The organism is Magnetospirillum sp. LM-5, from assembly GCF_902729445.1.
In the GTDB taxonomy this organism is placed as follows: domain Bacteria; phylum Pseudomonadota; class Alphaproteobacteria; order Rhodospirillales; family Magnetospirillaceae; genus Magnetospirillum.
This window is the reverse complement of record NZ_CACVCE010000010.1, coordinates 41,847-62,398: the sequence shown is the minus strand read 5'-3', so window position 1 is coordinate 62,398 and position 20,552 is coordinate 41,847. Positions and strand designations below refer to the sequence as shown.

Here is a 20,552-nt window from a genome sequence, read left to right as displayed (position 1 = left end):
TGCCCTATAGAAGGTGTTCTGGGCTCGGCCCGCCTGCAGATCCAGGAAGCCCAGCACCAGCGACCCGGCCAGGCCGATCATCGAGGTGGAAAACGCCGTCCCCATGCCGGCCAGGGGCCGTTCCAGCCCGGCCTTCAAGGACTCGAACATCGCCGCCGGGTCCTGGCCCGACACGTCCATCGCCCGGATCACCTCGCCGACCGAGCCGATGGTCTGCGACAATCCCCAGAAAGTGCCCAGCAGGCCCAGAAAGATCAGCAGCCCGACCATGTAGCGGGCCAGTTCGCGGCTTTCGTCCAGGCGGGCGGCGATGGAATCCAGCAGCGAGCGCAAGGCCATGGCCGACAGGCTGATCCTTTCCTGCCGTTCGCCCAGCATCGACGCCATCGGCGCCAGCAGCCGCAATCGCCCCGAGGTGACCGGCTGGCCGCGCTGCCAGCTTTCAACCCAGGCCGCTTCCGGCCCCAGCATGGCGACCTGGCGCAGATTCAGGATGATCCCGATCAGCAAGACGCCGAAGATCAGTCCGTTGAGCGCCGGATTGTACGAATAGGCGGTCAGGATTCCTGGCCATAGCATGGCGGCGACGCCCGCCACCAGGGCCAGAAAGATCATCATGCGCGCAAGATAGGATTTTGGACGGGTCATCGTCGGGGCCTCCTGATCCGGGCCGTTCACCGTCGACCCGGATTGTGGCCAAATTGGGGCGGCCGGCCGGCAATCAACCTTCGGACAAACTCCCCCTTGACGACCCCCCGTCCCTTTGGGTACACATGCGGCCTTCCCGGTGGCGGGTGTAGCTCAGTTGGTTAGAGCGCCAGGTTGTGGTCTTGGATGTCGTCGGTTCGAATCCGATCACTCGCCCCATTCCCCCCTTGTTGATGAATTATAAAACGCCCAACAGGGCGCCCAGCTCGTTCAGGCTGTCCAGCCGGCGGTAACGGGGGTGGTCCGTCGGCGGCTCGGCCCGTTCGTGGGCCCAGGTCATGGCATAGGGGACATGGATCGCCGCCGCCCCCACCGCCAGCACCGGCAAGATATCGGACCGCACCGAATTTCCGATCATCACCGAGCTTTGCGGCCCGTCGCCATGGCGAGCGAACAGCGTCCGGTAGGTCGCCTCGTCCTTTTCCGAGACGATTTCCACCGCGTCGAACAATTCGGCCAGGCCTGAGCGGGCCAGCTTGCCTTCCTGGTCGAACAGGTCGCCCTTGGTGATCAGCACCGTCTTCAGCCCCAGGGCGCGCGCCGCGTCCAGCCCGGCCCGGGCGCCGTCCAGCAGATGGGCCGGATGGGCCAGCATGTCCTTGCCGCGATCCAGCAATTCCTGGATCACCGCGTTGGGCACCTGGTTGCCCGACACCTCCAGGGCCGTCTCGATCATCGACAGCACGAAGCCTTTGATGCCATAGCCGAACAGGGCCAGATTGGCGATCTCGGTGGCCAGCAGCTTCTCGGCCAGATGGTCGGCCGGGCAGAAGGGCGCCAGCAATTCGGCGAAGCGCTGCTGGGTCGCCCAGAACAAGGGCTCGTTGTGCCACAGCGTGTCGTCGCCGTCGAAGGCAGCCAGGGTCAGCGCGCTCACAACGCCGCCCCCAGCCGCTCCAGCTCGGCCTGGGTGGCGGGCAGGCCAAGCCGCAACAGATTGGGCCTTCCAGCGAAGGCGCGGACCAGGATGCCCGCCCGGCCCAGCCGGTCATAGATCATCCCCGCCTGCGGGTGGGCGGCCAGCCGGAACAGGCTGGTGCCGCCGACCACATTCAAACCGGCCCGGATCAGCACCTCGTCCAGGCGGTCGGCCATGTTGGCCAAATGCGCCCGCGTCGCCTGGGCCCAGCCATCGTCGGCCAGCGCCTTGGCCGCCACCGCCAGCGCCATGCCCGACACCGGCCACGGCCCCAGCCGTTCGGTGAGACGAGCCCCCAGTGCGGCCCCGGTCAGGGCGAATCCGAGCCTGAGACCGGCCAGGCCATAGAACTTGCCGAACGAGCGCAACACCACCAGACGATCCGACGCGCTTGCCGCCACCGACCGGTCGGGAGTGACCTCGCCGAAGGCCTCGTCGACCACCAGCAGGCGGCAACGTTCGGCCAGGGTCCGCAGATGGGCCGGCGGGATAAGGCGGCCGTCAGGATTGTTGGGATTGACCACGACCACCACCTCGCCGGCATCCGGCAAGGAATCGATCTCGGTGACTTTATGGCCGGCCAGCGACCAGGCGCGGGCATGCTCGCCATAGGTCGGGCCGACCACCGCGACCGCCGATGGGGCCTGCGAGAAGGCCAAGGCCAGGATCAGCGCCGAACTGCCGCCGGCCATCACCACATCGGCCGAAGGGCAGCCGAAGGCGTGGCGGGCCGCGGCCCGGGCCGCCTGTTCCTCGGGCTGGCCCGGCAGGCGGGTCCAGGCGGTGGCCGGCAGGTGGCCGACCGGATAGGGCCAGGGATTGATGCCGGTCGACAGGTCCAGCCAGCCGGCGGCGGGCTTGCCCCAGCGGGAATCGGCCGCCGCCAGGTCGCCGCCATGGACGGGAAGGTCTAGCGCCATAGGTCCAGCACCGCCTCGACGGGTTCTTCCTTGAACGGGCGACGGTGAGCGGCGCGGGCGCCGTCCAGGAAGACCGGCAGCAGCACCTCGGCCAGGTTATCGCGATCGATGCCGTCCTGGACGATGCCGCGATCCTTCCATTGCGGATGACGGGCGATTTCGGCCGGTTCCAGCACCGGCTCGAAACAGCAATCAACCGGGGCCAGCAATGCGACCCAGGCATCGCGGTCCTTGCTGCGAAACAGGGCGTCGAGGTCCGAGATCAGTTCGTTTTGCGGCATCGGCTCGGACTGACGGGTGATCCAGTGCGGCCGCTCGACGGCGATGCAGAAGCGTTCCCAGAACTTTTCCTCGATGGCCGCCAGGGCGACGAAGCGGGAATCGGCGGTCTTGTAGATGCGATAGAAACCGGCCCCGCCATTGATGATGTCGTCCTCGCGCCCGACATGGCCGAACCGCTTGGCCGCCGTCAGCACGCCGCCCATCCACGACAACGCCGCTTCCGACAGCGACAAATCCAGCCGCGCCCCCTTGCCGGAAACGCCCCGGCGGACCAGGGCCGACAGGATGCCGATCACCGCCAGCATGGCGCCGGCATGGTCGGCCAGCGGCGGGAAGGTCATCACCGGGCGGTCGGCGGTGCCGCTGGCCCACAAGCCGCCGGTCAGCGCCACATAGGTCAAATCATGGCCGGCCACCGGCGCATGCGGTCCGGTCTGACCATAACCCGACAGCGAGCAATGGATCAGGCGGGCATTCAGTTCGGCCAGGCGCTCGGGGCCGAAACCCAGCCGGGTCAGCACGCCGGGGCGATAGGCCTCGACCAGCACGTCGGCCTTGGCCAACAGACCGGCCATCGCCTGTTTACCCGCTTCGGTCTTGAGGTCGAGACGGACGATGGTCTTGTTGCGGTTGGCCAGCTTGTAAAAGGGCGTGGTGCCGTCGGCATCGACCGGCCCCATGGTCCGCATCGGGTCGCCGATCGGCGGCTCGACCTTGACCACCTCGGCGCCCAGGTCGGTCAGCCACTGGGTGGCAAACGGACCGGGGATGTACTGGGTCAGGTCAAGGACGCGAATCCCTTGCAGACATTCGGCAAGCATCTGGTTCCCCCCCTGCCCTAGACCGACCACGAGGGCTTGCGCTTTTCCAGGAACGAGGCCACGCCTTCCTTCGCCTCGTCACCCTGGCGGCAATCGGCGAAACGGTGCGCGATCAGCCGCATCAGATCGGGGCCGGTCTCGGCTTCCGACAACAGGCGGATGGCTTCCTTCGAGCCGGCGATGGCGGCCGGCGCCCCCTTCAGGCAGGATTCGACGATGCGGTCACGCGCCTCGGCCAGCTTGTCGGCGGCCACCACGGCGTGGACCAGGCCGGTATGGAAGGCCTCGCGCGCGTCGAAGCGCTCGCCGGTTAGCCAATAGCGGCGGCTGGCCCTGGCCCCCATGGCGGCGATCACCTGCGGCCCGATGATGGTGGCTTCCAGGCCCAGGCGGACCTCGGTCAGGGCGAAGCTGGCTTCCTCGGCGGCGATGGCGATGTCGGCGGCGGCCACCAGACCGACGCCGCCGCCCAGGGCGGCCCCTTGAACCAAGGCGATCACCGGCTTGGGGCAGCGGTCGATGGCATCGACCATCACCGCCAATTGCATGGCGTCGCGCTGGCCATCTTCGCGGGACTGGTCGGCGCCACGCTTGACCCAGCTGACATCCAGACCGGCGCAGAAGCTTCTGCCCTCGGCTTCCAGAACGATGACGCGCACCGCTTCGGCGACGCCCAGCTTCTGGAAGGCCTGGGTCAGGTTGGCGATCAGGGAATCGTCCAGGGCGTTATGGACCTGCGGGCGGGTCAGCCTTAGGGTGGCGACCGCGCCCTCGACCTTCACAAGCAATCCGTTCTCCATGACGTTTCCCCGTTGCCGTTTCCGGCAGGATGCCGTGTTCCGGGGTAATTGTCATGCCCGACCAAACGCTACTCCACCAGATCCCGGTAAGCGTGCCAACTGGCATGGCCGACCAGCGGCAGGGTCACCACCAGGCCTACGAAGAACAAGGACAGGCCGAACAGGGTGAAGAAGGCGATCAGCCCGGCCCACAGCATCATCGGCCGGAAATTGTGCCGCACCGTGTCCAGGCTGGTCAGCATGGCGGTCATGGCATCGCATTCGGGGCGATCGATCAGCATGGGGATGGCGATGGCGGTCATGGCGAACACCGCCAAGGCCAGCGCGCCGCCGGTCACGGTGCCGACCACCAGGAACGGAACGCTTTGCGGCGACAGCATGATGGCATCGACCAGATGGTCCAGCGAGGGCGGGGCCGAGCCGAAGAACAGCATGAATTCCAGCATCGCCAGCCGCACCCAGGCCAGGAAGGCGATCAGCAGGAACATGCCGACCAGGGCGATCTGACTGCCGTTGCGCCGCAAGGCGCCAATGGCGTCGCCCAGACTGACATTCTGCCCCACCGTCAGGCGGCGGCTGACCTCGTACAGACCGACGGCCGCCACCGGGCCGACCAGGGCGAAGCCGAAGGCCAGCGGCAGGATCAGATAGGCCATCTCGATCTGATCCAGGAAGAACAGCAGCAGGAAGCCGATGGCGGTGAAGACACCGCCGTAAAGATAGCTGACCCCCGGCACGGTGCACATATCCAGCCAGCCGGCGGACAGCCACCGCCATGGATGGTCAAGCGTCACCGCTTTCAGATGAATGCCGTCGGTCGAATGGGTATCGCTGGCGCTGATCATGGCACGTCCTCCCTGCGGGATTTCCCCTTTGCAGAAGAGTTGGGAAGCGCACAGCCGGGATTAAAGGGGTGGCCCTACTTTCCGCAGGTGCACCCGCCGCCGCAATCCTCGTCCTTGTCCTCGGCTTCGGCCTCGGGCTGGTCGTCGGGGCGGAAGATGGCGCCCTGGTAGATGCGGGCGACCCGCTCGTCCAAGGTGGCGGCGATGTAGTTGCGGCCCTGGTCGTCGGCCAGCATCTCCATGCCCAGGCGGCCCTGCTCGATGGCGGTGACCACGTCGATCTCGCTGGTGTCGAACGCCTTGGCGATGGCGCCGATCAGGGCGTTGATCTCGTCGAACATCTCGCGGTTTTCCATCGGAACCTCCTTGGCGGGTGCCGCCTTATAACCGACAGCGCGGGCGAAAGTCACGCGCGGGAAGCGCTTGCGCCCGATTGCCCCGGCTGGTTCAATCGCGACATGAATCACACCCCGCCCCGCGCCCTGCTTCTCGACATGGACGGCACCCTGGCCGACAGTCTGGGCATCATGCGCTTGGTGTTCGCCCGTCTGATGGCCGAACTGGGCCTGCCCGACACCGACCAGGCCTTCGACAGCCTGAACGGTCCGCCCTTGTGGCAATGCGCCAAGATCCTGGTGGCCCGCCACGGGCTGGGGCTCGAGGCCGCCGCCATCCATCGCCGCTGGCTGGACATCCTGGACGAGGAATATCCCAACGTGCGGGCCATGGACGGCGCCCGCGAATTGCTGGACGAGGCCCACGCCCGTCACTGGCGCTGCTGCCTGGTCACCTCGGCCGGGCGCGCCATGGCCCGGGAATGGCTGGCCCGCTCGGGCCTGGCGCCCCTGGTGCCGCTGGTGGTGGGCGGCGACGACGTCGCCCGCGGCAAGCCCCATCCCGACCCCTATCTGGCCGGCCTGGCCCTGACCGGCGCGGCCGCCGGGGACTCGCTGGCGGTCGAGGATTCGCCCGCCGGCGCCATGGCCGCCCTGGCCGCTTCCATCCCCACCTGCCTGGTCGGCAGCCACCAGCCGCTGCCCGATGGGGCGCGGCGCCTGGCCTCGCTGGCCGAGGTGCGGGATTTGCTGGTCAGCCGGTCGCAGCCATGACGATAATCATCCGCGCCGAACGCCCGCCCGCCTGAAAGGAGCCGCATGCTGCCCCATGTTCCCGAGGCCATTGCCATCGCCGGCCGCCTGATCGGCGCGACCCATCCGCCCTATGTCATCGCCGAACTGTCGGCCAACCACATGGGCGACATCAACCGCGCCTTCAAAATGATGGAGGAGGCCAAGGCGGCGGGCGCCGACGCGGTCAAGCTTCAAACCTATACCGCAGACACCATCACCATCGCCCATGACGATCCCAGCTTCGTCATCCAGGGCGGCCTGTGGGACGGGCGCACGCTGCACGACCTTTACCAGGAAGCCCAGACCCCATGGGACTGGCACCCGGCCCTGTTCGCCAAGGGGGCCGAGTTGGGGCTTGCCGTCTTTTCCACGCCCTTCGACCCCACCGCCATCGACCTGTTGGAAAGCCTGAACACCCCGGCCTACAAGGTGGCGTCGTTCGAGCTGGTCGATCTGCCGCTGATCGCCCGCATGGCCGCCACCGGCAAGCCGATGATCATGTCCACCGGCATGGCCGGCCTGGGCGAGATCGAGGAAGCGGTCGCCACCGCCCGCAACAACGGCTGCTACGACCTGATCTTGCTGCATTGCGTGTCGGGATACCCGACGCCGCCGGCCGACGCCAACCTGCGCACCCTGCCCCACCTGGCCGCCGCCTTCGGGGTCCAGGCCGGCCTGTCCGACCACACCATGGGCGTCGCCGTGTCGGTGGCCGCCGTGGCGCTGGGGGCTACCGTGATCGAAAAGCACGTCACCCTGGCCCGCGCCGATGGCGGCCCCGACGCCGCCTTCTCGCTGGAACCGGCCGAACTGGCCGAACTGGTGCGCGGCACGCGGGCCGCCTGGGAAGCGCTGGGCCGCGTCACCTATGACGTCGAGGCGTCGGAAACCGGCCTGCGCCAGTTCCGCCGCTCGCTTTACGCCGTCGCCGACATCGCCGCCGGCGAGGTGCTGACCGAGGCCAAGGTCCGCTCGATCCGGCCGGGCTTCGGCCTCAAGCCCAAATACCTGCCCGACATCCTGGGCCGCACCGCCCGGCGCGCCATCAAGCGCGGCGAGCCGATGGATTGGGACATGGTCAGTTCGAAGGCGGGATGATCAGGCGCGGATGTCCAGCGACGCCCCGGTCTTCAGATAAGTACCGGTGGCCGACCTGGACAATTCGTTGAGCGAGCTGGCCAGCCGGGCGGTGAAGCGCTGGCTGTTGCCCAGTTCGTCGGACACCGCCGCCAGCAGCTCGCGCCGCGAGGTCGCCGTCGTCAGCGCCGCCTGGACCGTCGACAAGGCCGCCTCGATTCCGGACTCGGTGGTCAGATCCAGCTGCGACACCCCCAGTTCGCGGGCGGTCAGCGGCTGCACCGTCACCGCGATGGTGCCGTTGGGCGAACTGATGCGGACATTGGTGGTGGGGGTGCCGATCAGGTTGGTGCCGCCCGCCGACGACAAATCCACCGCCTGATCGATATTGGCGGCCGTCTGGTCGGCCTCGGCCTGCAGGGCGAAAACATTGGTGTCGCCGCGATAGCTGGGCACCGACAGGCCCCGGGCCTTCTCGACGGTGTCCTTCAGGTTGGTCAGTTCGGTAATGACGGTGTCGGCGCCACCGACGGCGGCCGACAAGGCCAGCCGCCCCTCGCCCAGATTAAGCCCGACAGGGGCCTGGGACGAGGTGCCGGACAGGCCGCTGACGCCCTGGTTGAACCGGCGCAGCCCAGCGCTCGCCGCGGCGTCCAACACGCCGACCGGCCGACTGACGAGCCCCTGTCCGTATCCAATCCCGCTGATCATGAGCGTTTCAGCCATGGGGAGGCCGGAATTCTACCGACCCGATGAAGAAAATATTAACACAATCAGGGACCTAGACACAAGGCCACCCCCAAGATTCCCCTGGCGATCGCCCTGCCCCCGTGCTAGGCTTTGGATAGGAGCAATCTTCGACAGAATTGTCGATCTCGTCACCCGCTGCGGGACGAGGAGGTGCAGAATGGCTGGGAACTCGGTACAATTCTCTCTCTACCAGAGCATGGCTGATCGCGCGCGCTTGAATCTCAAGCTCGGCTCGGCGCTGCGTATGGAAGAGGAAATACGCCGCATCAACGAGAAGTACGACGGCTCGAAGGAAAGCGACATCGAGCGGCAAGTCGAGAAGTTGAGCGAAAAGGCGATCAACGTCTCGGACTATCTGTCGCGCGCTCAGACCGCGCTGAAGAAGGTCGACGACATCCGCGACGAATTGATCTACATGCGGACCAACGCCGATTCCGCGGCCTACGAGGCATTCGACCACAATTTCAGCACCCTCAACCAATATGCCGGCGTGCGCTATCACCAGCCCGACAGCCTGATCGCCAATCCGACCAACGGATTGGGGCAATGGTCCGATCGGGTCGATCAGGTCGATGGCGGCCACGGCACGGTGATCTCGGTCGATCGCAAGTTCATCGGCAACGATTACTCGATCGAACTGTCCGACGGCAAACGGCTCAATCCCAGCATCAAGACCTATGCGATGGAAGCCGATGACGGGACCAGCCTGGAATTCTCGAAATTGTCGGTGACCTCGCTCGACACCGGGACCGGGGCCATCACCTTCCATTATGACGATGGCGGAGCCGGCGTCGATTATACCGGCACGCTGACGCGCGGCGGCGGAACCGTGCTGAACGCCTGGCTTTACAACAATTTCGCCACCCAGGCCGACAAGGACCGGGCCGCCACCGACATCTCGGCCGCCCATCTGGTGGTCTCTCGGGCCGAGCGCGCATTCCTGAACGACGAGGCCGGCCTGTCCGCCGCCCGCACCACCATGAAGGCCGAGGTCGATGAACTGAACAAGCAGTTCGCCGCCGTCGCCGAAGAGAACCTTGATGCCAAGCAGGCGGAAATCAAGGCCGCCAAGGCGCGCTTTGGCTTCCTCAACAATTCGCTGGCCCTGACCCAGGGCACCGCCTCGACCTTGATCCAGCAGTTGTTGATGACCGACTGGGGCGTCAAGAAGCAGTCCATGACCGACATCATGTATCAGGCCTATGGCTATTGACGGCCTGGACGCAGGGAAATCTTAATGCTTTGACAGCCAGGATTCGCGGGCGGGAGGATGCGCAGGACGCACCACCGCCCGTTTTCCATGACCCGTAGGGGGAGTCACTCGTGAAAAAGTCCTTCGCTTCGCTCAGTGTACTTTTGCACGTTGATTCAAAAGGAGAAAAATAGGCTTGGGGCGGCCCTGCGCCTATTTTTCATGTTTGACGGCCGCCTAAAGGCGGGAAAAGACCAAAACCCGCGCGGAGAGCTTGCTTGAGCACGGGTTTACCCAACAAAATCGGGGAAAAGTACACCGAGGCGAAGCCGAGGGACTTTTTCACGAACAACAGGGGATGACCGGTGCCGATTCTCAATACCTTCCGCCGTGACCTCGGCGACAAGCTCAAGGGCAAGTCCATCCTGGTGACCGGCGGCACCGGCTCGTTCGGCCACCAATTCGCCCGCACCGTCCTGGAACGCTATGACGTCCGCCGCCTGATCATCTTCTCGCGCGATGAGTTGAAGCAATACGAGATGGCGCGCGAATTCCCGGAAAGCCGCTATCCCGCCATCCGCTATTTCATCGGCGACGTCCGCGACCGCGAACGGCTGATGATGGCGCTGCGCGGCGTCGATATCGTCATCCACGCGGCGGCGCTGAAGCATGTGCCGGTGGCCGAGTACAACCCCACCGAATGCCTGCACACCAATGTCTGGGGCGCCGAGAATTTGGTGTGGGCCGCGCTCAACAACGACATCGAGGCGGTGATCGCGCTGTCCACCGACAAGGCGGTCAACCCGGTCAACCTGTACGGCGCCAGCAAGCTGGCCGCCGAGAAGGTCTTCGTTGCCGCCAACAATCTGCGTGGCACCTCGCGCACCCGCTTCTCGGTGGTGCGCTACGGCAACGTGGTCGGCTCGCGCGGGTCGGTGGTGCCGCTTTATCAAAGCCTGATCAAGCAGGGCACCGACCATCTGCCGATCACCGACGACCGCATGACCCGTTTCTGGATCACCCTGCAGCAGGGCGTCGATTTCGTGCTGTCGTCCTATGATCTGATGACCGGCGGTGAAATCTTCATCCCCAAGATCCCGTCGATGCGCATCACCGACCTGGCCAAGTGCCTGGGTCCGAACCTGCCGCACCGGGTGATCGGCATCCGCCCGGGCGAAAAGCTGCACGAAGTGATGATCGCCGAGGAAGAATCCCGCACCGCCTTCGAATATGACGACCATTTCGTGATCCAGCCGATCATGCGGTTCGTCGAGACCGACGCCCCGGCCGCCGGCGGCAAGCCGGTCGCTGAAGGCTTCCGCTATGCCAGCGATTCCAACGATTGGTGGCTGAGTGAGGGCGAGCTGCTGGGAATGATCAGCCGCATGATGGTATGAGCCCGCCATTCCTGCCCTATGGGCGGCAGCTGATCGAGGATGACGATCTGGCCGCCGTCGCCAGAGTGCTGCAGGGTGATTTCCTGACCACCGGCCCCGAGGTCGCCGCCTTCGAGGCCGATCTGGCGGCCCGCTGCGACGCCCCCCACGCGGTAGCCTGCGCCAACGGCACCGCTGCCCTGCATCTGGCCGCGCTGGCCATGGGGCTGGGGCCGGGCGACGCCGCCATCGTACCCAGCCTGACCTTCCTGGCCACCGCCAATTGCGCCCGCTATGTCGGGGCCGAGGTGGTGTTCGCCGATGTCGATCCCGTCACCGGATTGATGGGGCCGGACCACCTGGAACAGGCCTTGTCGCGGGTGGGCTCGCTGACCCCCCGCGCCGTGCTGCCGGTGCATCTGAACGGACAGTGCGTCGATCTGGAAGCGATGGCGCCCTTGGTCGCACGTCACAATCTGGCGGTGATCGAGGATGGCTGCCACGCCCTGGGCGCCCGTCAGCGCCGCGGCACCGATTGGGATGCGGCGGGCAGCTGCCGGCAATCGACCATGGCGGTGTTTTCGTTCCACCCGGTCAAGACCGTGGCGATGGGCGAAGGCGGCGCCGTCACCACCCGCGACGAGCCATTGGCGGCCCGGCTTAAGCTCTTGCGCAGCCACGGCATGAGCAAGGATGCCGGCGCCTTCCTGTGCCCCGACCAGGCCTTCGATTCCGACGGCCAGGCCAATCCCTGGTATTACGAAATGGCTGCGCCCGGGTTCAATTACCGGGCCAGCGACATCAATTGCGCCCTGGGCCGCAGCCAGTTGGCCAAGTTGGACCGTTTCACGGCCGAACGCGCCCGCCTGCACGGGCTGTACCAGCAGCGCTTGGCCGGCCTCGCCCCACTGGTTCGTTTGCTGCCCGAGGTGCCATGGTCGAAGCCGTCCTGGCACATCCAGGTGGTCCATATCGATTTCGCCGCCGCCGGCACCAGCCGGGCCCAGGTGATGCGGGCCCTGGCCGCCGACGGCATCGGCACCCAGGTCCATTACCTGCCGGTCCACCGCCAGCCCTATTACCGCCAGCGCACCGGCCTGCTGTCCCTGCCCGGGGCCGATGCCTATTATTCCGGCTGCCTGACCCTGCCGCTGTTCGTCGGCATGACCGACGACGACGTCGCGCGGGTGGTTTCGTCGCTGGCGCGCATCCTGGGGGGTACGTCGTGATCGCCGTCCTGGGCCTGGGCTCGATCGGGCTGCGCCATGCCCGCAACCTGCTGTCGCTGGGCGTCCGGGTGATCGGCTATGACCCGTCCGAGGAACGCCGTTCGATGCTGGCGGCCGAAGGCGGCCTGCCGGCGGTTCATCGCGACGAGGCGCTGGCCGCCGCCACCGCCGCGGTGATCGCCTCGCCGTCGGGGCGCCATTTCGAGGACATGCGAGCCGGCCTGGATGCCGGTTGCCATCTGTTCGTCGAAAAACCGCTGGCCCACACCACCGAAGGCCTGGCCGCCCTGCTGGACCAGGCCGAGGAATCCGGCAAGGTGGTCGCCGTCGGCTTCAATTTGCGCCACCATCCGGCGGTGCTGCAGGCCCACCGCGCCATCCGCGAGGGCCATCTGGGCCGACCGCTGTGGGCCAGGCTGGAACTGGCCGACTATTTGCCCCATTGGCGGCCCGGCACCGATTTCCGCCAGGGCTATGCCAACGACCCCAGGACCGGCGGCGTCATCTTCGACATCGTCCACGAATTCGACCTGGCCGCCTTCCTGCTGGGGGTGCCCGAGGTCAAGGCCTGTGTCGCCGCCCATACCGGCACCCTGGGACTGGAATCCGAGGACCTGGCCGACATGGTGCTGGTCCATCCCGGCGGCGCCCAATCGCTGGTCCATGTGGATTTCGTCAGCCGGCCGCGGCGCCGCCACACCCTGGTCTATGGCACCGAGGCGGCGATGCATCTGGACCTTGATGCCCGCAAGATGAGCATCGTCCGTGGCGACGGCGTCGCCCTGGCCGAGCACCAATTCCCCGGCGCCTATGCCGACGATTACCTGGACGAAATGACATCGTTCCTGGCCTGCTGCCGGGGCGAGGCCCAGCCCTCGTGCCCCGGCCGCGAGGCGCTGGACGTCCTTGACCGCTTGATCACCGCCCGCCGCATCGCAGGATTGCCGTCATGAAGACCATCGCCATCATCCAGGCCCGCCAATCCTCGACCCGTCTGCCCGGCAAGGCCCTGATGGACCTGGCCGGCAAGCCGGTCATCGCCCATGTGGTCGCCGCCGCCCAGGCCATCCCCGGCATCGACCGGGCAGTGGTCGCCACCACCGACCAGCCGGCCGACGATGCGCTGGCCGCCTGGTGTACCGCCCATGGCGTGCCCTGCCATCGCGGCTCGGAAGAGGACGTGCTGGACCGCTTCCTGCTGGCCGCCCGCGCCGAGCAGGCCGACATCATCATCCGCCTGACCGGCGATTGCCCGCTGCTCGACCCGTGGGTGGCGGGCTCGGTGGTGGCGCTGCGCGCAGCCCGCAAACTCGATTATGCCAGCAATATCGCGCCCGCCACCTGGCCCGATGGCCTGGATTGCGAAGTGTTCACCCGGGCCGCGCTGGAAGCGGCCGCCGCCGAAGCCAATCGCCCGATGGAGCGCGAACACGTCACGCCGTTCCTGCGCGATAACCGCCACCGTTTCCGCCAGGAATGCGTCATCGCGCCGCTGCCCGGCCTGCAGGCCGAGCGCTGGACCCTGGACGAGGATAAGGATTTCGAGTTCCTTTCCGCCGTCCTGGCCCGCCTGCCGGCCAAGGCCACCCCGCCTTCATGGATGGAGGTGTGGGCGGTGTTGGAAGCCAACCCGGACCTACGCGATATCAACCGCAAGATCGTCCGCAATGCCGGCTTCGCCAAGACGCTGCGGGCCGAGAAGGCTCCGGCCTGGCGGGGCGCCAAGGTCTCGGGCGAGTTGCTGAAGCGGGCGGAAAAGGTCATCCCGCTGGGCAGCCAGACCTTTTCCAAGAGCCACATCCAGTATCCGGCCGGCGCCCCGATGTTCCTGACCCACGGCCAGGGCGGCCGGGTGTGGGACGTGGACGGCAATTGCTATGTCGATCTGGTGTCCGGGCTTTTGCCGGTGGTGCTGGGTTATCAGGACCCCGACGTCGATCAGGCCATCCGCAGCCAATTGAACAACGGCATTTCCTTAAGTCTGGCCACCGAACTGGAAACCGAACTGGCCGAGCGCCTGGTCGAGATCATCCCCTGCGCCGAAGCGGTGCGGTTCGGCAAGAACGGCACCGACGCCACCAGCGCCGCCATCCGCCTGGCCCGCGCCTTCACCGGCCGCGACCGGGTGATCGCCTGCGGCTATCACGGCTGGCAGGATTGGTATATCGGCGCCACCGTCCGCAACAAGGGCGTGCCCGGCGCCGTACGCGAACTGACCCACATGGCGCCCTATGGCGACCTGGACGCCCTGCAGGCCCTGTTCAAGGCCCATCCCGGCGAAATCGCCGCCCTGATCATGGAGCCGATGAACGCGGTCGAGCCCGCGCCTGGCTATCTGCAACAGGTCAAGGACATCGTCCACGCCCACGGCGCGCTGTTGGTCTTCGACGAGGTGATCACGGGCTTCCGCTATGCCCTGGGCGGCGCCCAGGCCTTGTTCGGCGTCACCCCCGACCTTGCCTCGTTCGGCAAGGCCATGGGCAACGGCATGCCCATCTCGGCGGTGGTCGGCCGCGCCGACATTCTGCACGAGATGGAGAACATCTTCTTCTCGGGCACTTTCGGCGGCGAGACCTTGTCGCTGGCCGCGTCGATCGCGGTGATCGACAAGATGAAATCCCAGCCGGTGATCGAGCGTCTGTGGCAGATGGGCGACCTTCTGGCCACCGAGACCGAAGCGCTGGCCGCCAAGCACGGCCTGTCGGACGTGGTGTCGATGGTCGGCAAGGCGCCGTGGAAGATTTTCGCCTTCAAGCCGCATCCCCAGGCGCGGGTCGAGGCCATGAAGACCTTGTTCTCGTACCATGTGATGCAGAACGGCGTGCTGCTGCTGGCCAGCCACAATCTGTGCTTTGCCCACACCGAGGACGATCTGGGCGTGGTGCTGCGCGCCTATGACACGGCCTTCGGCCGCCTCGCCGAGGAATTGGCCACCGGCAAGCTGGAAGAGCGCCTGCCCTGCAAGGCGGTCGAGCCGATCTTCAAGGTGCGGTGACGGCGGGGCTCGTCGCGCTTTCACGCGTCAATAGGTCGTGCCCTCGACGGTCTGCAGGCCCTTGGTCCATTCCGGCTCGGGGCCGCCTTCGACCATGATGCGGGCTTCGTCCATCACCTGACGGCCATCGACCAGCATCTCTTCGTGCAGGGCCTTGAAATCGTCGTAGAATTGCAGCGTGACGGCTTCGCGGGTCGCCGGGTCCTCGACCCGGTTGAGGAAGAAGCAGGCCAGCTTCATCATCGCCATGGTCGAACAGGCGAACATCGAGCCGATACGCCGGTAATCCGGGCTTTTGTGCAGGTCGCGCACCAACGGCCACACCAATCCATGGAAGTCCATGAAGCTCAGCTTCTCGGCCTTGGCGCGGTCGATCAGCGCCAGGATCGCCTCGCTGAACGCGTCCACCTCGGCCACGAAATCGGCCATGTCGAAGCGCTCAAGGAACTCGCCGGCCTTGAAAAGGCGGGAATTGTCCCGAATCGAGGCCAAGATCGCCGCACGATCGAGAACCGGCCCCTTGAGCACCAGCCCCTCGGGCACCAGCGGCAGAGCGCCTTCGATCAGGGCCCCGTCCGAGCAATTGAACGCCTTGATCGAGAAGCCCCTAAGCTTCTGCTCGATCATGTCGCGGCTCCAATCCAGGGTGGTGTCGGTTTCCACCTCGCCGCCGAAATTGCCCGGCACCGTGATGGTGGCCTTCGCTTCCTCGACCTTGTGCTTTTCGGCGGTGTAATAGGCGGTGTCCTTGGAATGGTGCGTCTTGGAATCGCGCCAGCCGCAGTCGAAGCCGAAGAAATACATCTCGCCGAAGCCCAGTCGCGCCGCCACCGCGACCGCGGTGTTCGACACGTTGGGACCCACCGCCGACATGATCGGGATGCCCTCGGCCAGACATTTGGTCGAGACCGAGCTGTCGCGGAAAAAGAAATAAGCCTCGTCGAAAAAGGCCATCACCCGGGGATTGACGGTCACCGAGGCGATCAGCTTGATGCCGTCGAACTTGTCGCCGGGAAACAGGTGCCGGTTCTTTTCCAGGATGTGATCCAGGAAGTCCTTCACCGCAACCACGTTTTCCAGCTCGACATGGTAATCGGGGATGATGCCGTGCTTCAGGCAGATCTGCAGCGACGAGCCGCACGAGAACACCACCGCATGGTCGCGCCATTCCTTGACGGTGGCGATGGCCTCGTCCACCGACGGGCCCGAGGCGATGATGAAGGCCGGAACGTCGGTGCGGGGGCGGAACGAGCCCTCGACCAGGTAATAGTCGCATTTGTGCAGGTTGGTGATGGCGTTGCGGATCATCTTGCGTTCGTCTTCGTAATATCCGCGCGCCATGATGTGGCGGGGAAATTCGTTGACGGTGCGGCGATAGGCTTCGTCCAGCGCCCATAGCGGGTAATGGCGGAAGCAATAGACGCCATCCAGCAAGACGGTTCCGACTTCGGTGATCAGCGCGCCGATCTCGCCGGCCAGACGCCCGGGCTGCTCGGCGACGAATATATGAAGCTTGGTCTTGCGCGCTTCACACAATTGATGAATTTCCTGCCAGTCGATGGCGTGGCAGGACATATCAAGGAACTCGCCGACCACTTCGGCGATGACCACATGCTCGACATCGACCGCCTCGATCAGCGACTTGAGGTGGTAGCCCAGCCCGATGCCGAAGATCAGCATGAAGCCGGTACGGACCACCGGCGCCGCCGGGATGACGTCGAGATTGTGCATGGCCATGGCGCGACGCAAATTGATATAGGACGCGCGCGACACCAGGCTGTCGGAACTGAAGGAATTGGCGTCGTAGCCGACGCGGGCGGGCTTGGCCAGGAAGGACTGGACCTGGGTGACCACGATGTCGCGGGCATCGCCATTATAAAGGCGCTGATCGACGATCTGGATGTCGGTGGGAACGCCATCGGTCAGGATCGGCCGGATCGGCCCGGTGTCTCCGGTCAGCCGGCGGGCGAGATCCGGATAGGTCTCGCCCAGAAAAGCGACATTGGCGGCGTAACGATCACCCACCGGCATTCCTGCCCCCCCCCTTTAGCCGACAGGCTGCTCGGCGAACAGCCCGTCGAGATGGGCCTCGAGACCGCTCACGAAAGCATCGACGTTGAACGGCGCCGAGGCGTCGATGGCCGCCGCCCCGGTGCGGCGATGGTTGGCCAGACGGTCAAGGTCCGACGCCCAGCGGCCCGCCAGGTCCACATACTGGTTGACGTCGCCGGCCACCATGGTTTCGCCATGGCCGGTGGCACGCACCGACGCGGCGAAGCTGGCGGCTCGACCGGTATTCATGATCACCACCGGAATGCCGGCGCCCAGGGCCTCGCCATAGGTGAAGACCGGAAGCGACGGGAACGGCGCCAGGGCGACATCGACCTGGCTCCAGAACTCGGCCGTGCTGGACGAAATGATGTCGATGCGGTGGGCGACACCGAAATTGCCGAACAGTTCGACCAGGTTCGCCGTGTGCTTGGGCTGCGAGAAATGTCCGTCGTCACGCAACGCCAGAAGCGCGTTGGGGTGGGCTTGCAGCACCAGGCTCCAGGCCAAGGCGACGTCGGGATTGAAGTCGGCCAGCGACACGTCGGCGCCGAAGGTCATGGTGCCCTCGTTGGCGGCGGCAGGCAGGCCGGCGGTGATGGCCCGCTCGGCGTTCAGCAGATAAGGCCCCATGGGCAGGCCGGAACCGGCCAGCGTCCCATGCGCTCCGGGCAGCATCGCGCCGGTCGGCATGTTCAGCCACGACAATTGGGCGCGGGCGGCGTTACGAACGTAAAGTCCGTGATGGGCCGGCGCGGCCAAGCCATCGCAATCGATCAGGATATCGACACCTTCGCCGCGCACCAGCGCGGCCAGGGTCAATTCGTCCAACTGGCTGATCTCGCGCCAGCGCAGGAACGAATTGCGGAAGGCCAGGTTGGCATTGTCGGCCAAATCGCCGGACCCGAACCCGATGACGTTGAAACGAGCCCGGTCATGGCGCGCGGCGATCCGTCCGATCATGAAGCGAACCGCTTCGTCGGAGACGTTCGAACACAAATAACCGACGGTCCGCCGCCCGCCGGCGGCCAACGGCGGCAAGGGTCGCACCACCTTGGGGATCTTGGCCATCACCAATTTGCGCCAGGATTCCAGGCAGGCCTGGTGACGGCGGCCTTCGGCATGGGGATGGTGCTCCCACGCTTCCAGCGCGGCCGCGTGAATGGCGATCGATGACGGAGCCCGCGCCATCGCCAAATCGTGACACGCCAGGGCGGCGTCGCGGTCGCCGGTGGCCATCAGGCTGCGCGCCAGTCGCGACAGCAAGGTGGCCGATTGGCCGCCCAGAGTCTGCACGCTCCGCAGGACGCCGATGGCTTCCTCGTGGGCGCCGTCTTCCTCGAGCAGGGCCGACAGGAAATCCAGAGCATCGATGTCGTTGTTGGTGAGCGACAGGTGCTGTTCGACCAGGTTGCGGGCGGCCGGACGCATGCCGTTGCGCAGCGCCAGCTTGGCGCGGCGCAGCAACGGGCGTTCGCCGATATTGGCGAAGGCGTCGGCGAATTTGGGGAATTCCGGACCGAACAGACGCTCGAGAACGTTGCCGACCTTGCGGGTCGAGGCGACCTTGGCATGGAACAAGGCGTCGGTCAGGCGACCGACCAGGCAATTGAGAACCGCCAGCACTTCGTCGATGTCGCTCGGCACATTCGGCTGCTCGGCCACCCGCTCGAGCAGCAGCAGCGAGCGGGCCCAATCATCCTGGCGATAGGCGACGGCGGCCATGACGCAAACCGCGTCCACCTGATGCTCCGGATTTTGCAGATTGCGCTCGGCGATGTTGAGCGCCTCTTCGAGATCAGAATGGTCAAGCGCGGCGCTGGCCTGCGCCAGGATGTCGTGGGCAACCATTAAACTCTCCACTGTCTGGAAGAACGATCAGGCGCTGAAATCGGCGCTTCCCGGAGGCGCGGCGGGCGGTGTCTCGCTCGACGCACCCTGGTCCGAGGGCGTGGTGAACAAGCCGGCGGCGATGTTCCGGTTGATGGTGATCAGGATTTCGGCCTTGGCCGGCACCGGCTCGGCGATGATATCGACGGTGGTCTTATCGACGAAATTGCACAAGGACAGCATGTTCAGGCGCAATTCCATCGGGACCTCGGTGTTGGGCGAGGTCAGTTCGGCCTGAAAAATGGTCCACAGCCGCCAATTCAGACGAATCGCCGCCAGAAAGGCCCCCGGCTCGGCGTCGGGCCGCTGAGAGTCGGCGATCCGGCGCGCCGCTTCGGTCAAAGCCCATGCCTCGGTCAGGCGGGGATTCCCCGGCGCCGGAATATTGGAATAGCGGCCTTGGTTTGGCGGATAGCTCATCATTCCTCCTTGGCGCACGTGCCCAGCGCGTCTTCTGGAATCCGTGATACCACCAATGAATTAACGGTTTGTGAAAGCGCAATAGCGCCAAAAAAGGAAAAGGCGGAAGAAGACAACATGCCTTCTTCCGCCAATCCTAGAACTGACGACTACTTCGGTTAGATTAGCCGAAGAGCCTCAGGATACCTTGGTCCTGCTGACCGGCGAAGGACAGCGCCTGGATGCCGAGCTGCTGACGAGTCTGCAGCGACACCAGGTTGGCACCTTCTTCGTTCAGGTCGGCCAGGGTCAGCTTGTCCGCGCCTTCCTTCAGGGTATTCACATACGCCTTGGTGAAGTCCAGACGGGTCTGGAGCAGGGCGACGTTGGTACCCAGGGTCTTGCCGTTCGAACGCACGGTGGTCACCGCGCTGTCCATCTTTTCGATGATGTTGTCGAACAGCGACACGCTCGCGGAAATCGCCGACCAACCAGAGGTCAGACCGGTCACCGCGGTAGCGATCACCGTGGCACCGGCGGCGGTGAAGCCGACCATCGCCGAGAAGCGGTTGTCGGTACCACCAACGTCCAGAATGGCCGAGGTCTTTTCCGAGAACTGCACCTTCAGGTTGGCGCCGGTCGCGTTGATCAGGTTCAGGCCCTGGAACGAGGTATCGTTCGACAACGCGGTCAGCTGGGTCGCCAGGGTGTTGAACTGCGAGGCCAGATCGACGCGCTCGGCGGCGGTCGAGGACTTCGCGCTGAGCAGCACACCCTTCATCTGCACCAGCAGCTTTTCAACCGCTTCGAGACCGCCGATGGCGGACTTGAGGCTGCTGATGCCCTGGTCGATGCCTTCCTTGCGGGACGTCAAGTCGGCCGCGCGGTCGGACAGGGACTTGGCCTGGAAGTAGTTGACGGCGTCATCAACGGCCGAGCCAACGCGCAGGCCGGTGGACAGACGGCTGTTGGTCCTGTTGACCAGATCACCGGTCTTTTGCAGGGTCAGCAGGTTGGTACGGATGGAGCCGGAGAGTGTTACGTTTTCAGCCATGGCACAATCCTTTCTGGATTAGCTATTTGCCTTGAGAGCTCGGGCCCAGCTTTGCCGGGTCACTCGAGCAGAGAACCGCAGCAGGTCTCTGCTCGGTTACTTAAAACTATACCCCA

18 protein-coding genes, 1 tRNA gene and 1 pseudogene are annotated in these 20,552 nt (G+C 65.7%); 8 read left to right on the top strand and 12 right to left on the bottom strand.

Annotated features, from left to right (window positions below; translation table 11 throughout):
• Positions 1–648, bottom strand: a pseudogene (locus MTBLM5_RS05880) (flagellar motor protein MotA); the annotation flags it as partial.
• Between the two features lie 142 nt (positions 649–790).
• On the opposite strand from MTBLM5_RS05880, the gene MTBLM5_RS05875 reads away from it, so the two are divergent.
• Positions 791–867 (top strand) — tRNA-His (locus MTBLM5_RS05875).
• Positions 868–886: 19 nt separating this feature from the next.
• Here MTBLM5_RS05875 and MTBLM5_RS05870 read toward each other — a convergent pair.
• The 6 genes from MTBLM5_RS05870 to MTBLM5_RS05845 form a co-directional block, all read right to left on the bottom strand.
• A complete protein-coding gene (locus MTBLM5_RS05870; protein WP_173974842.1) occupies positions 887–1,585 on the bottom strand; it encodes an HAD family hydrolase in 699 nt (232 codons plus the stop codon).
• Positions 1,582–2,547, bottom strand: a complete 966-nt coding sequence (gene cobD / locus MTBLM5_RS05865) for a threonine-phosphate decarboxylase CobD (RefSeq protein WP_173974841.1) — start codon at positions 2,545–2,547, stop codon at positions 1,582–1,584. The genes MTBLM5_RS05870 and cobD overlap by 4 nt, the downstream gene beginning before the upstream one ends.
• On the bottom strand, positions 2,538–3,650 hold the full coding sequence (locus MTBLM5_RS05860) for a CaiB/BaiF CoA-transferase family protein (RefSeq protein ID WP_173974840.1): 1,113 nt from the start codon (positions 3,648–3,650) through the stop codon (positions 2,538–2,540). The genes cobD and MTBLM5_RS05860 overlap by 10 nt, the downstream gene beginning before the upstream one ends.
• A 17-nt stretch (positions 3,651–3,667) precedes the next feature.
• The gene (locus MTBLM5_RS05855) at positions 3,668–4,450 is read right to left on the bottom strand and encodes an enoyl-CoA hydratase-related protein (RefSeq protein ID WP_173974839.1); all 783 of its coding nucleotides are present in this window, start codon (positions 4,448–4,450) and stop codon (positions 3,668–3,670) included.
• 68 nt (positions 4,451–4,518) lie between these two features.
• Positions 4,519–5,295: a DUF2189 domain-containing protein gene (locus MTBLM5_RS05850; protein WP_173974838.1), complete on the bottom strand. Its 777-nt coding sequence runs from the start codon at positions 5,293–5,295 to the stop codon at positions 4,519–4,521.
• Between the two features lie 74 nt (positions 5,296–5,369).
• A complete protein-coding gene (locus MTBLM5_RS05845) occupies positions 5,370–5,651 on the bottom strand; it encodes a hypothetical protein (protein ID WP_173974837.1) in 282 nt (93 codons plus the stop codon).
• Positions 5,652–5,753: 102 nt separating this feature from the next.
• Between MTBLM5_RS05845 and MTBLM5_RS05840 the strand changes: the two genes are divergently transcribed.
• Entirely contained in the window at positions 5,754–6,404 is a 651-nt protein-coding gene (locus MTBLM5_RS05840) for an HAD family phosphatase (protein WP_173974836.1), read from the top strand.
• Positions 6,405–6,449: 45 nt separating this feature from the next.
• Positions 6,450–7,523, top strand: a complete 1,074-nt coding sequence (gene pseI / locus MTBLM5_RS05835; RefSeq protein ID WP_173974835.1) for a pseudaminic acid synthase — start codon at positions 6,450–6,452, stop codon at positions 7,521–7,523.
• Here pseI and MTBLM5_RS05830 read toward each other — a convergent pair whose 3' ends face one another.
• Complete coding sequence (locus MTBLM5_RS05830) at positions 7,524–8,213, bottom strand: hypothetical protein (RefSeq protein WP_173974834.1); 690 nt, start codon at positions 8,211–8,213, stop codon at positions 7,524–7,526.
• Positions 8,214–8,466: 253 nt separating this feature from the next.
• Here MTBLM5_RS05830 and MTBLM5_RS05825 point away from each other — a divergent pair, with 253 nt between their 5' ends.
• The 5 genes from MTBLM5_RS05825 (at position 8,467) to MTBLM5_RS05805 (ending at position 15,044) form a co-directional block, all read left to right on the top strand.
• On the top strand, positions 8,467–9,465 hold the full coding sequence (locus tag MTBLM5_RS05825; RefSeq protein WP_173974833.1) for a hypothetical protein: 999 nt from the start codon (positions 8,467–8,469) through the stop codon (positions 9,463–9,465).
• Between the two features lie 344 nt (positions 9,466–9,809).
• Positions 9,810–10,841, top strand: a complete 1,032-nt coding sequence (gene pseB / locus MTBLM5_RS05820; protein ID WP_254430925.1) for a UDP-N-acetylglucosamine 4,6-dehydratase (inverting) — start codon at positions 9,810–9,812, stop codon at positions 10,839–10,841.
• Positions 10,838–12,049, top strand: coding sequence for a UDP-4-amino-4,6-dideoxy-N-acetyl-beta-L-altrosamine transaminase (pseC, locus tag MTBLM5_RS05815; RefSeq protein WP_173974832.1), 1,212 nt, complete (start codon positions 10,838–10,840; stop codon positions 12,047–12,049). The genes pseB and pseC overlap by 4 nt, the downstream gene beginning before the upstream one ends.
• Positions 12,046–13,002 carry a Gfo/Idh/MocA family protein gene (locus tag MTBLM5_RS05810; RefSeq protein WP_173974831.1) on the top strand — a complete coding sequence of 319 codons (957 nt, stop codon included), beginning with the start codon at positions 12,046–12,048 and terminating at the stop codon, positions 13,000–13,002. Before pseC ends, MTBLM5_RS05810 begins: the two co-directional genes overlap by 4 nt.
• A complete protein-coding gene (locus MTBLM5_RS05805; protein ID WP_173974830.1) occupies positions 12,999–15,044 on the top strand; it encodes an aminotransferase class III-fold pyridoxal phosphate-dependent enzyme in 2,046 nt (681 codons plus the stop codon). The genes MTBLM5_RS05810 and MTBLM5_RS05805 overlap by 4 nt, the downstream gene beginning before the upstream one ends.
• A gap of 27 nt (positions 15,045–15,071) precedes the next feature.
• Here the strand turns inward: MTBLM5_RS05805 and MTBLM5_RS05800 are convergent, their stop codons facing one another.
• From MTBLM5_RS05800 to MTBLM5_RS05785, 4 genes are all read right to left on the bottom strand, one after another.
• A complete protein-coding gene (locus tag MTBLM5_RS05800; protein ID WP_173974829.1) occupies positions 15,072–17,069 on the bottom strand; it encodes a motility associated factor glycosyltransferase family protein in 1,998 nt (665 codons plus the stop codon).
• A 21-nt stretch (positions 17,070–17,090) separates the two neighbouring features.
• Positions 17,091–18,944 carry a hypothetical protein gene (locus tag MTBLM5_RS05795; RefSeq protein ID WP_173974828.1) on the bottom strand — a complete coding sequence of 618 codons (1,854 nt, stop codon included), beginning with the start codon at positions 18,942–18,944 and terminating at the stop codon, positions 17,091–17,093.
• 27 nt (positions 18,945–18,971) lie between these two features.
• A complete protein-coding gene (locus MTBLM5_RS05790; RefSeq protein ID WP_173974827.1) occupies positions 18,972–19,403 on the bottom strand; it encodes a flagellar biosynthesis regulator FlaF in 432 nt (143 codons plus the stop codon).
• A 163-nt stretch (positions 19,404–19,566) separates the two neighbouring features.
• A complete protein-coding gene (locus MTBLM5_RS05785) occupies positions 19,567–20,436 on the bottom strand; it encodes a flagellin (RefSeq protein ID WP_173974826.1) in 870 nt (289 codons plus the stop codon).
• Between the last annotated feature and the right edge of the window lie 116 nt (positions 20,437–20,552).